The sequence below is a fragment of the Collinsella sp. An2 genome (genome assembly GCF_002160065.1).
In the GTDB taxonomy this organism is placed as follows: Bacteria; Actinomycetota; Coriobacteriia; order Coriobacteriales; family Coriobacteriaceae; genus Limicola.
The window spans coordinates 24,725-36,899 of record NZ_NFJW01000004.1 but is presented as its reverse complement, the minus strand read 5'-3'; the positions used below and the strand labels follow the sequence as shown (position 1 = coordinate 36,899).

Here is a 12,175-nt window from a genome sequence, read left to right as displayed (position 1 = left end):
CCACTCTCACCCCGCGCAGCCCGTCCGAGGCGCGCGGTCGCACGCGGCACCGAGGCAGCATGCCCCAGGCCGCCGCGCCCTGCTTATCGCGCCAAGGATACCCCCCCCCGGCAGCCTGTTTCAAGGCCTGCAAATGTAAGGTTTTACCAGCTAGAAGGCGTATTTTGTGCTTCCATTTCTTGGTGGGGGTACAAGTTTTTGGCAGCTGTCCAGCGTCAATTAGAGACATCACCCCTCCCACATTTTTCTCCATACGATTCGACTAAAATTTTTCGTGCAAACAAGGCGAGAAGCGCCCCGTAACGTCCTTCGGTCCGTCCTATGCACAAATGCGCAACACACAAGAAACGACTCGGAAGCTTATGCGCTGTCCCCTTAAAACTATGACCACCACGCGTTGCCCCAAAGATGTCCCACCATGCCGGAGGACCTCGGCAACTCCGTCCAGATCTGACGCGGCAAACAATATGCACGCCTTTGGCATCCCCCGGGAATCGCGGGGTAGAAAATAAGGCCCCGTGTGTGTAAAACTGGGCGTTTTGTACGCCTGAAATCGCTCGTACGAACCTAGCCGGACTTTTCAACGTCAAAATGCCTGGTAAGTGTATGCATAAAACGTTGATAAAACTGTATATCGAAATCTAGTCGTACAAAACGCCGATTTTTACACACAAGCAGGCTCTTTTGAAACCTCTAGGCGTCCCCACTAAGCGCGGCACGCGGACGAGGACAAGTCCGAGGGGGCGTCCTAAGGTTGTTCAAAACCGGAAGGGCCCCCGAGTGGAACGCGAACGAGAGGATGCCTCGGAACAGCAGGTCCCACAAGACGAAACCAGGCGATAGCCCTGGACCGCATCGCTCGACAGCGACCTAACGGCGGTTCCAGGAACGCCCCTAATGGCGCCGGCGACCCCTCCTCAGCCGAGGTTACTTGCCCTCCCCGCGAATTGCGTACCCCATATTCAAGTTGCGTGCGCCTGGCGAAAAATGCGAGCGTGATTCGCCCATTCCAAGCCCGTTTTGAGGGTAATTCTGGCCGAATCCCTCTATCAATTTTGAAAGTGCGCACGTAACTCAAGCGTGGCGCACGCAACTCGCACATGAGGCACGCAACCCGGCCACCGCGCGCGCAACTCGCCCACAACCCCCACGCCCCAACCAAGACCAAACACCTCGTTACACAAAACGGCCCGGAAGCTCATGCCCCGGGCCGTCAGCTCAAGCAAATACTCTTCGCAGCGCTACAGAAGCGAACCTTAGAACGCCGCCTGCACCGCGTCGCCGAAGGTCTCCTTCAGGAACGCCTTGAAGTCGTCGGTCTGCAGGATCTTGACAAGCTTCGTAATGCGCTCGTCGTCCTCCTTCTCGGGTGTGGTCACGATAACGTTCGCATACTCCTCCTGAATGACGTCGGAGCTCGCATCCTCCTGCGCAACGGCATCCTCGAGCTTCAGACCAGCGTCGATGGCATAGTTGCCGTTGATGACCGCAAAGTCGACATCGGCAACGGTGCGCGGCAGCGCGGCGGCCTCCTGCTCGGAGAACTGGATGTTGTGCGGGTTGTCCACGATGTTGTTCGGCGTTGCGGTGATGCCGGCGTCGGAGTCGAGCGTGATCAGGCCCAGGTCCTGCAGCAGCAGCAGTGCGCGGCCCTCGTTGGTGGGGTCGTTCGGCACTGCGATGGTGGCGCCGTCGGCGATGTTGTCGATATCGGAGCTCTTGCCCGGGAACACGCCCATCGGCTCGAAGTGGATCTTGCCCACGTTCACCAGGTCGGTGCCGTTTTCCTCGTTGTAGTTGTTGAGGTAGTTGATGTGCTGGAAGTAGTTGGCATCGACGTCGCCCGAGGTGGTGTCCTGGTTGGGCAGGATGTAGTCCGTGTACTCCTTGACCTCAAGCTCAATGCCCTCGTCGGCCAGACGCGAAGCGGCGTAGTCGTTGAGGATCACGGCGTGCGGCGAAGGGCTTGCAGCCACTACGAGCTTGGTGCTCTCGGCGGGAGCAGAGCCGTTGCCCGAGGTCGCGTTGTCACCGCTATTGCAGGCGGCAAGAGAGCCGGCAGCGATCAGGGCGCCAGCGCCGGCGAGGAAGGAACGACGAGATACAGAAGTGTTAATGAGGTTCATGATAAGTCCTTTCCAGCCCGGATTTCCGGGCACATATTAGTACCAAGCTAAACGGTATGTTGTGACGAAAATCAAGAAATTGCTGTCGCGAATCCAGCGCTAGCCCTGCGAACGATGGTCCACCTTGCGCGCAATGATGTCACACACGCTCTGGATAACCTGGACGACAACCACGAGGATGATGATGGCCGCGACCATGACCTCGGTCTGGTAGCGGTAGTAGCCGTAGCGAATGGCGATGTCGCCCAAACCGCCTGCACCGACGGCACCCGCAATGGCGGTGTAGCCCAGCACGGCGATGAGCGTCACCGCGACGCCGCGGACGATGGACGGCAGAGCCTCGGGCAGAAGCGCGGAGAACACGATGCGCGGCGTGCTGGCGCCACAGGCCTCGACGGCCTCGACGCTTGCCCGCGGCACCTCGGCCAGCGACTGCTCGACCATGCGCGCAATGAAGGGCGACGTGGAGAGCACGAGCGGAGGAATGGTGCCCAGAATGCCTGACGACGTGCCCATGATGGTGCGCGTGACGGGGATGATCGAGACCATCAGCACGATAAACGGGAACGAACGGCAGATGTTTACCACCCAGCCGAGCACCGCGTTGAGCTTGGGGTGCGGGCGAAGCGAGCCGGGCGCCGTCAGGTACAGCACCACGCCCAGCGCAAGGCCGATGACGTAAGAAATGATGGTCGGAACCGCAAGCATGACAAGCGTGGCCCCGGTTCCCTCAAGCAGCAGCTCGCCGTACTCGGCGACAAACTCGTTCAAGTACTCAAGCATCCCAATCAACCCTCTCCAGCAAAACCTGGGCAGCGTTCGACTGAGGATTGGCGAAGACGTCCGCCACGCTCCCCTGCTCGACCACACGGCCATGCTCCAGCACCGCCACGTTGTGGCAGATCTTCTCGACCACGCCCATGGAGTGGGTAATCACGATAACGGTCACACCCGTCTTGCGATTGATGTCGCGCAGCAGTTTGAGAATCGTATTCGTGCTCGCCGGGTCAAGCGCCGAGGTGGCCTCGTCGCAGAGGATGTACTCGGGGTCGCACGCCAGCGCGCGGGCGATGGCCACACGCTGCTGCTGGCCTCCGGAGAGCTGGGACGGATACGACGATGCCTTCTCGCGGAGCCCCACCATATCCAGCAGCTCAAGCGCGCGCTCGCGGTTCTGCGCCGTCACGCGACCGGTGGCAGCAAGGAACGGGAAGCACACGTTGGAGAGCACCGACTTCTGCGACAGCAGGCCGAAGCTCTGGAAAATCATGGCCACACGGCGACGATAGGAGCGCAGCGCCGTGCCAGAAAGCCCGGTCACGTCCTGGCCGTCGACGATGATCTGGCCCGACGTGGGGCGCTCGAGCAGATTGATGCAGCGCACGAGCGTGGACTTACCTGCACCGCTCATGCCGATGATGCCCATAATGTCGCCGTCAGCAATCTTGAGCGACACGTCATCCAGGGCACGCGGGGCGCCCTCGGCATCGCCATAGGTCTTGGTGAGGTGTTTTATTTCAATCACGAGTGAAACTCCGCTCGATGAGATGGTCCGTAAGAAGGCGGGCCGCCTCCCGCCGGAGACGACCTAACGAAGGCGCCCGGTCTCTCCATGCACGCGATGGTTTCGCGGCATGGCAAAGTGCCCGGGCGAGGGCATCTCCATGACCATCATCATCGTAATATGTGCAGCGGTAGTAATCATGCAGACTAGAGTAGCAGCCCGTTGGTAGCAGCGCAAGCGATGTTTCCTGACCGTTTCAAGAAGCGCGGGCCCCGCGTTCGCAGGCACCCGCGCCACCTCCGCATTGCTCCTTGGCTACTCGGCCTTTTGAGCCTCTTCGTGCTTGAGGCTGTCGATGAACTTCTTGCGGCTCGCCTCGTACTCTTCGCGCGTCACGACGTCTTCGATTCGCAGGTTGATGCCCGCGACCTCGAGGCCCGTCATCTCGACGAGGCGCTGCGTCACGCGCTCCTTCACGTCTTCGAAGATCGCCGGGGCATAGCAGCCGTACTCGATGATGACCGAGATGTTCACGATAACGCGGTTGTCGTCGGTGACCTCTACGCTCACACCTTTGGTGAGGTTTTCTGCGCCGAACTGCTCCTGCACGAAGTGCATGAGGTTGCCCTTCATGCCCAGCACGTGCGGCACCTCGCGCGTAGCCATGGCCACGATCTTCTCGATGACGCCGTTGGAATACGTGAGCGAGTCCTCGGTGTCGTCGTAGTCGTCTTCGTCCTCGTCCTCGTCCGCGTCGGACGCCTCGGCAGCCTCCTCGTCCTTCGCGCCCTCCGCGTCGCCGTCTGCCGCCCCTGCGGCTTCGGCCTCTTCGGCAGATGCGGGCTCGGCCTCTGTCGCCTGCTCGGTCGTAGCGGCCGCCACGGCCTCCTGCTCCTCGACGGCCTCGTCCCGCTTGGCCTCGGTATCCATGCTCGTCATGGCGTTCTCCTCTCAGGCGCGAGCGCGCCGCTTGATTCCCTGTCGCACGCCGCCCAATGCTGGGCGCCGCTGCCTAGTGCCTGCCGCTGATGAGGCGACTAAAGAAGTTGACGATCCCATTATCCCCGTCGCGGATCTGCCCAATCATGGCACCCACGCACACGAAGATTGCGATGACGATGGTGTCCCACAGGCCGATGGTCAGGATGAGCACCGCGAGAATGAGGCCCACAAACCCGTAGAAAACCGTATAGGGATGGCTCCCCGCGTACTTCCATGCGGTCGCGCCCAGGCCCTTTACAAAGCCGACGGCGTTTTGCAGGTCCTCGGACTCCGCAGCGGCACGAGCCGCTCCGCTTGCCGCCTCCCATGCCTGGGAAGCAGCACCCTTCGCGCCGCCCGTGGCGCCTTCGGCCTCAGACGCGCCGCCGGAAGCAGCGTCCGCGGCGCCGGGCGTTTCCGCAACGTGTGCCCCCTCGATGGAGGGCTGGGGAACCTTCTTATCCTTGCTCACGAGTAACCTCCCTGGAGACGACCGTCGTCTTGCTGGGGCAGAACCGCACGCGCGTCGTAACGCCTGTGGTGCCAAGCATCTCCTCGCACGCCGCGGTCACTTTATCCTGAATGCGCTGAGCCAGGGCCTCCAGCCCCGAGTTCGTAAATGCGATAGCCTCGATGGTAAACCGCACCTCGGAGCGGTCGCGCCCCATAACCTTGCCGCGCACGGACTCGACCATGATGTCTTCGGTCTCTGCGGCCGTTCGGGCAATGGAGGCAAGAGCCGAGACCGTCACCTCGATATCCTGGTTGCCGCCGGCGCGAATGCAGTCGGGCTCGCAGCGTGAAACAAAGGTGCGCAGCACGCTTACGAGCACACCCAGACCCACGATGGCCAGCGCCACAATAAGCACGATGCGCGCTGCAGGATAGCTGAGGAGTCGTTCGATACGGCCTGTGAAGGGGCCGAACATGAGGCCCGCAAATCCACCGACCACCACGACGGCAGCAAGCAGATAGATGGTCGCCAAGATCTTTTTGACGATGCGCACGCAGTCCTCCTCGGCCAACGTCGTATTCCTGCGAGGCCGCCACCCCGGCGCCCCGCGCGGCGCGACGTCGATGGGACGCGCGGCCAGCTGTGCACGATTATAAAGGGAGCCGGGCCCGCGAAACATCTCGCAGGCCCGGCTTAAGGCTTTCGTCATATGTCACGGTGTCTGTATCAACCGTTGCGGGAGGCGGCGGGCCGCTTGGTCACGCGCCCGTCGCCGCATGCGGGCGAAGACAATGCGCTGGTACCGCTTTGTACGTCACCATATCGCAGAGTCTCTCGACACCAACGCGCGCGGATGCCAAACGAAGGCGCTCGCTTACTCCTCCTCGAGGGCGGCGATGACCTCGTCGGTCATGTCCATGGTGCTGTAGACGTCCTGGACGTCGTCGAGCTCCTCCAGGCGGTCGATGAGGCGCTGGACCTTCTTGGCGTCGGCCGGGGTAACGGTGGTCGGCGTGGTGGGAACCATGGTGACCTCGGAGCCCTTGACCTCGATGCCCTGATCCTCGAGGCCCTTGGACACGGCCATGACCTCGCCCGGGTTGGTCCAGACAATCCACTCGTCGCCGGCGTCCTCGTAGTCCTCGCCGCCGGCCTCGGCCACGGCCATCATGAACTCGTCCTCATCGCCGGCAGCGCCGTTGGCCATGAGGTTCTCCTTTTTGTCGTTGGGGTCGACGATCTCCTTGGCCACGACGACCTGGCCCTTGCGCTCGAACTGGAACGACACGGAGCCCGCGGTGCCCAGGTTGCCGCCCGCGTGGCTGAACGCGGAGCGCACATCGGCCGCGGTGCGGTTGCGGTTATCGGTAAGGCACTCAACGTACACGGCAACGCCCGCCGGACCGTAGCCCTCGTAGACGATGTTCTCGTACACGGCGGCATCGGCACCGGTGCCAAACGCCTTGTCGATAGCGCTCTTGATCTTGTCCTTGGGCATGGACTGCGCACGAGCCTTGGCGACGGCGGCCGCGAGCGACGCATTGTTGTCCGGGTTGGGGTCGTTGCCCAGACGAGCGGCAACGGTGATGTTACGGCTCAGCTTGGAGAAGAGCGCCGAGCGCTTGGCGTCCTGCGCGCCCTTACGATGCTTGGTTGTAGCCCATTTTGAATGTCCGGACATGCGACTCTCCTTCGTATCATGATGCCATGGCCGTCACTTCCCCGGCGGCCAATCATTTGATGAAACACACGGTTCAGTATGATATACCGCTCACCTTGCCAGGTACAGACCTTTTCGGTTGCGACATGCAATGAGCACGCATACGGTCGCGCCACAGGATTGCAGCGCAAAAGCCCGGTGCAAGAATGAGCCCTGATGCGAGGGGCGCGCCGTGGCAATAGGGCCGCGGCGCAGCAATCTGAGAGCTCTGCGACTACGCGTCGCGCCTCCACAGCAGACGCGAGCCGGTGAGCGCCACCGCCACCACGCAGGGCAAGAGCCTCTGGTCAAATCTTCCGTCAGCTGGGCACTGAATGCCTTAGGCCTCGAGCCTGTTGGTCGATTTCATCGCCCGCTGGGCAGAAGAGCGGCGCGAAGCAGGTGCATGTGGTCGATTTGCGCGCCGCCTGGGCACGCGCGGGCTAGGCCATGGTTGCCACGACGCCTCAAGGACGCCCCGATGTGCCCAGTGCTCGCCCAAATCGACCCGACGGCCTCCCCTGTCGCACAACCCGTGCCCAGCGCTCACCTAAATCGACCAGAGGGACTCCCCCGCCGTGCAACGCGTGCCCAGCCGGCGGGCATATTGACCATGCCCCCGTGCGGGCCACAGACCTGTTGCCCAGCCGGCGGGCAAATCGACCACGCACATCCCGAAGGCACGCCCGGCCTACCCAGCACGCATCCACATTGGCCAGCTACTCCACGACCGAGCATCCCTCACGCACGCACTTGCCTGAACAACGTTTCGACACGCACGTTTCTATCTGACAGGGCAATCCAGCACACGCACAACTACCCAGCAATATCGTCATAGCGCCTGAGGGGAGGCAGAACGCGCGATCGCAAAATGCTTTGCCGGAACCAAAACTCCTCGCTGCGAATGCGTACGCGCATGTGGAGCACACGCGACACATCTTTGACCAGCTGGCGGAAGAGCTGAGGATCCGCCAGGTCTTCATGCCATACGTTGAACAGCGTTATGCCACATCCGGCAATTGCATTTTCCCGACGGTCATCGACACTCGAACGCTCTTCGGGATGAAAGCGCCGTCCCTTGTACTCCATCCCCGTGAAATACTCTGGGAGTCCCAAATCGATATACCGCTGTCCTCCGGGTGTCTGAACAGGCCAGTTAAGTACACCACGTGGAAACCCCATGCCGCCCAACCGACGCGAACCGGTCAGCATTAACGCCATTGATACTTCCCCAGGAGAATGCGCGCCGTCCTGGATCGCCTGTAAGGCACGACGTGCAAGAGCGCATCCCCGCATGGGCGCACACTGCTCTAGCATGTTCTTCATGCTTGCCACCGATGCTACTGCGTGCTCGATCGTGCGAAATCCCCGCTCTATGCTGGAATCAATTCGATAAGTACCCGCAAGCTCAAATCCCTTGAGGACCAATTCGATTTCTTGCGCCAGACCGCTTTGTCCACGCACGACATGGCTCGGATCGGCAAGCTGCAAAAAGCAAAGCTCTGGTACAGGGACCAAGATGTGTGGAGCACATCGGACAAACGCCCGAGGCGGCACATCGCGCGTCCAAACGTGTGCAGCAACCCCATCAACGCGACGTGAGAGATGGTCGTTGTCCAGCAGCACATGGAGGGGCCGGCCGAGCACGCCTAAAGACGCCAAGTCTTCCGAAAGGTCTTTCACCGTTGCCGCGTCGCAGCTCGAAAGCTTCGAGGTACGCGGCAGCCCATAAAGCCCGGACGACAGCAGCGAACTCGAACGGTACGCCTCAAAGGCGGATATGCCAAACAAACAGATATCAGACATAGCGTGAACATAGCATGCGCCGCGCTCAATCAAGCCAGCATGAGGCGAGCAATTCTCACGACCTTACAGAAACCTCTACAGAATCTAACACGGGATAGCAGCAACCGTGATGGCGTGCGGCGAAAGCGCAGGTAACAATAGCCGTTTTCCTGTTCACACGAGACAATTTGAGAGTTGTGCGGTTTCATTTTGCTTTTGAAGTTTTGTAAAGGGATCGTTGTTCATGCGCGCCGACGGCCTCCAGATTCAGTGAGGGGTGCTCTGGTCGCAAGATCCGTCGAAGCGTGCTCGGCATCCGCAAGGGGCCAATCAATCGCGGCTATATAAAACGTCGCAGCCGGGACCGCTCGACCGCTGCAAGGACATTCACTCGCAGCCAAAACTCGCCCGGTCAGCGTCAAGAGCGCTTAATGGCAAACAGAGCTCACTTGGCTCGACATGGAACACTCGGCCGCCGTTAGAGCTCGCCCGCATGAAGCGATGGTCAATTTGCTCGGCGCTTGGGCAGAGCATTGGTCGAGACCATGGTCCAATGGTCAACCCAACCGCCCGCTGGGCAGAGGGATTCCCCGAAACAGAGCGATGTGGTCAATCTGCGCGCCGCCTGGGCATGTGCGTGCCCGGTCAAGGCCGCCACGGCGTCTCGAGGACGCCCCGATGTGCCCAGCGCCCGCCCAAATCGACCAGAGGGCTTCTCCCGTTGCGCAACGCGTGCCCAGCGCTCACCCAAATCGACCAGAGGGACTCCTCCGCCGCGCAACGCGTGCCCAGCCGGCGGGCAAATCGACCACGCGCAGCCGGCAGCGCGCCCGGCTTACCCAGCGTGCATCCAAATTGACCACGCAAGACACCCCGCGCAAGGATGCGGGTGCGACCGCAAAAGGCGCTGCGGCTACGCGTCGTGCCTCCATAGCAGACGCGAGCCGGTGAGCGCCACGGCCACCACGCAGGGCAGCGTCAAAATGATGGGATAGAGGTAGCGCATATAGGTCGAGCCGTTGCACGGACCGATGAGGCACATCGCAAGCACGCCCCACAGCGGCACGAGCGCGCCGAGCGTACGCCACTGACGATGCCTGAGCACGTACACGCTCACCAGCAGCAGCACCCATACATACGCCGACGAGCTCATGGTGAGGGACAGCAACGGAATGCGCTGAACAGCGGTCCTGTAGAGGTTCACCGCGCTGTCGCACGCCGCCACAACCGGGCCTTCCATGCGATGGAAGTTGAAGTACCGGCGATTGGCTTCGCGCGACTCCACCTCCGCGCTCGACGACGTGGTATACATCCACGCATCCTTCGTGCTGGGATAGAAGTAGCCGAAGTAGTTGTTCGCAAACGCCGATACATAGCACGCAGGGTCTTTGAAGAACATCTCGAGCCACACGCGGAAATAGGCAGCCAGCTCGTCTGAAGTCGTATCCTCGTTGAACTCGTTTTTCACGTCGTCGGACTTGTCGGGGTCGTAGCGGCTCGCAAGCGTGTCGTAGTTCAGCACCGTATCGATCACCGCGCGTTCCTCGTCGGTCACAAGGCCATCCGAGGTTCCACCGTCAATGCCAGCGTTGGCGCCGTCGTGCTTCTGGACAAAACGCGCGGTCTGCTGGAAGGGAATGGAGAGCATCTCGCGGCGGCTACCCGGCGTGATCTTGAAGGCGGGCATCACCACGTTCGAGAAGACAAGCTGCAGCGAGACCGCCACCACAAGCACTGCCACCGCACCGATGGCGGCGCGGCGCAGGTGGGTAGCCGTACCCATAGCTTTGCGAGACGCTCGGCGGTCATGTTCGAGGCCGCGCGAGGACGAAGCGCCAACGGCACCTGGCTCAACGCCGTGCTGGGACGGGGCGTCGCCGGCCCCCGGCTCAACGCCGCGCTGGGACGGGGCGTCGCCGGCACCCGGCTCAACGTCGCGCTGGAACGGAGCACCGTCGCCACCCGACACGGCACGACGTGAGGGCGGCGCAGGCACCAGGCGGCGCACGCGACGCGCGTCGATAAGCAGGCACGCCGCGACCACCACACAGGCTGCCGCAGGAAACACCACGCCGCCGTTTCTCAAAAACGTACACCCTACAGCACCGAGCAGCAGAAGCACCCAGTCGTGCGCCGCGAACGGCACAACCTCGCCGGAATAGGTCATCGCCGCCAAACCCCGAAACGAAAGCCCGCCTTCCAGCGCCTGCCGGCCCTCGGCACTTGCAGAAGCATCGAGGGCAGCCTCGCCGATGGATGCAGGAAGCGACGCCTCCCCCGCAGGGGCCGCTTCCTGCGCAGTCTCACCTGCGGGCACCGTTCTCTGCGCAGTCTCCCCTGCGGGCGTCGCCCGGCGCGCCGCCGCAGACGCCGCCGCGCCGGAGCGCAAAACGCCGTTTGGCACCAGCAGCTTAATCGTCTGGATCACCAGCACCAGGAAGGCGTCGGCAAAGAACACGTCCTTGGTGATGAGCACGGCGTAGTTCGAAAAGAGCGGCATGCACGCGAAGAACCCGAGCGCTATCGCCCGCACCAGAAGGTGCACGCCCAGGCGCTTGAGCGAGCTCACCGCATATGCGATTGCCAGCGCACTCACTGCAAACTGGAGCGTGGTGTACAGCAGCACGCCCATGTTCTCGTCGCCGAAGACGGCCATGCCCAGCTGCACGCAGCTGCCCAACAAGGCCGTATGCACGACGGGATGATGCCCGTTAAGCAACACGTTGGGATCTATGAGGTTCAGGTAATCGCTGGTGCCGTTGGGCAGGTTGAACCACTGGCGAATCTGGGCACCGGTGTCTCCCATGAAAATGCCCGGCGCAGACCCTATGAAGGTCGGGGCCCAGCACACCACCAGCACCAGCAGCGGAAGCGCAAACGGATGCCGGTTGAGCAGCCAATCGAGCACGCCCCACACGCGTCCGTAGCGCGCCTCGGTAAACGGGACGCGGTGCCCGCCGAGCCAATCGAACCCCTCGAACAGCAGGTAGATGCCCGTATGGGCCAGAAGCGCAAAGCCGGCGCCCGCGATGACGGACTCGATCGTGCGACTGATGCCTCCAATGGCAAGCTGCGCGCTGTTCGTCAGGTCGTAGCTGCGCCCAAAGACCATGCAGAACGCAAAAAACAGCGCCGGAAGCACCACGGAGGGCCTCCAGGAGTCGCGTCGGCCAAAGAACACGTGGCGAACGGGGAAGGTGAGCAGGATGGCCAGCGCAAGCAGGACAATCGCGTCGGCATGGCCCGCAAACGACAGCAGCACCTCGTAGCAGATGTAGAGTGCTCCTGTGGCGGTGGGGTCGATGTCGACGATGTCCTTATACGACACGGCCGTGGGGTCTATGGAAAGAGCCGCCGTACACAGTAGCGCGAGGGCAAACGCCGCGACCGTCTGGCTCAAGGGATAACGTCTGTTGTCGTTCATCACGTCAAACCGCCTTTACACCCTGCGGCGCAGCAGATTCCGCATCATCTTGCGCCTGCCCATGCGCAGACGCCCTGCTCCCCCCATGAAGATGTGCGTTCGCCCGCGTGCGACCGTGTGCGCCGCAGCACGAAACAACGCGTTTGGAACGCTTCGGACGTGCCAGGGCTGCACGCAAGCTCGCGGTGCTTCGCCCCTAGAC

General features: G+C 62.1%; 9 protein-coding genes. All 9 read right to left on the bottom strand.

Going from position 1 to position 12,175, the window contains the following annotated elements; genetic code table 11:
• Positions 1-1,256: 1,256 nt before the first annotated feature.
• The 9 genes from B5F33_RS03920 to B5F33_RS03875 all read right to left on the bottom strand — a co-directional run bounded on the left by B5F33_RS03920 (position 1,257) and on the right by B5F33_RS03875 (position 11,973).
• On the bottom strand, positions 1,257-2,126 hold the full coding sequence (locus B5F33_RS03920) for a MetQ/NlpA family ABC transporter substrate-binding protein (RefSeq protein ID WP_087410492.1): 870 nt from the start codon (positions 2,124-2,126) through the stop codon (positions 1,257-1,259).
• 99 nt (positions 2,127-2,225) lie between these two features.
• Complete coding sequence (locus B5F33_RS03915; protein WP_087410491.1) at positions 2,226-2,909, bottom strand: methionine ABC transporter permease; 684 nt, start codon at positions 2,907-2,909, stop codon at positions 2,226-2,228.
• Positions 2,902-3,651: a methionine ABC transporter ATP-binding protein gene (locus B5F33_RS03910; RefSeq protein WP_087410490.1), complete on the bottom strand. Its 750-nt coding sequence runs from the start codon at positions 3,649-3,651 to the stop codon at positions 2,902-2,904. The genes B5F33_RS03915 and B5F33_RS03910 overlap by 8 nt, the downstream gene beginning before the upstream one ends.
• A 294-nt stretch (positions 3,652-3,945) precedes the next feature.
• Entirely contained in the window at positions 3,946-4,569 is a 624-nt protein-coding gene (locus tag B5F33_RS03900; RefSeq protein WP_087410488.1) for an Asp23/Gls24 family envelope stress response protein, read from the bottom strand.
• A gap of 73 nt (positions 4,570-4,642) precedes the next feature.
• Positions 4,643-5,083 (bottom strand): DUF2273 domain-containing protein, encoded by a 441-nt coding sequence (locus tag B5F33_RS03895; protein ID WP_239284774.1) that lies wholly within the window; start codon positions 5,081-5,083, stop codon positions 4,643-4,645.
• A complete protein-coding gene (gene amaP, locus B5F33_RS03890) occupies positions 5,070-5,618 on the bottom strand; it encodes an alkaline shock response membrane anchor protein AmaP (RefSeq protein WP_087410606.1) in 549 nt (182 codons plus the stop codon). The genes B5F33_RS03895 and amaP overlap by 14 nt, the downstream gene beginning before the upstream one ends.
• Before the next feature lie 321 nt (positions 5,619-5,939).
• Positions 5,940-6,746: a YebC/PmpR family DNA-binding transcriptional regulator gene (locus B5F33_RS03885; RefSeq protein ID WP_087410487.1), complete on the bottom strand. Its 807-nt coding sequence runs from the start codon at positions 6,744-6,746 to the stop codon at positions 5,940-5,942.
• Positions 6,747-7,580: 834 nt separating this feature from the next.
• Entirely contained in the window at positions 7,581-8,570 is a 990-nt protein-coding gene (locus tag B5F33_RS10785; RefSeq protein WP_143757939.1) for a hypothetical protein, read from the bottom strand.
• Positions 8,571-9,462: 892 nt separating this feature from the next.
• A complete protein-coding gene (locus B5F33_RS03875) occupies positions 9,463-11,973 on the bottom strand; it encodes a DUF6020 family protein (RefSeq protein WP_087410485.1) in 2,511 nt (836 codons plus the stop codon).
• Between the last annotated feature and the right edge of the window lie 202 nt (positions 11,974-12,175).